The organism is Halorubrum sp. Ea1, from assembly GCF_002252965.1.
Lineage (GTDB): Archaea > Halobacteriota > Halobacteria > Halobacteriales > Haloferacaceae > Halorubrum.
Genome location: NZ_NHPG01000153.1, coordinates 1 through 236, shown reverse-complemented (window position 1 = coordinate 236; position 236 = coordinate 1).

Below are 236 nucleotides of genomic sequence, written 5' to 3'. Positions count from 1 at the left end.
GCCGACCCCGCGGTCCCGCAGGCCGTCGCCGCGGTCTCGGTGGTCGTCGCTGCGCTCGGTCCTCGACTCGGCAATCGGGGCCCCCATCGTCGGGGGCGCGGGTAGCTCATCGTGCATGGCAGTCGCGGCCGGAGGGCGGCCGCACACGACGGTAAGAAGTTAATTCATAAGTATTCGAGCCGAATCCAAGGCGGAACTGAAAGTCGTCGGCGGCGGCGGCGGGGTCGGGTTCGGGG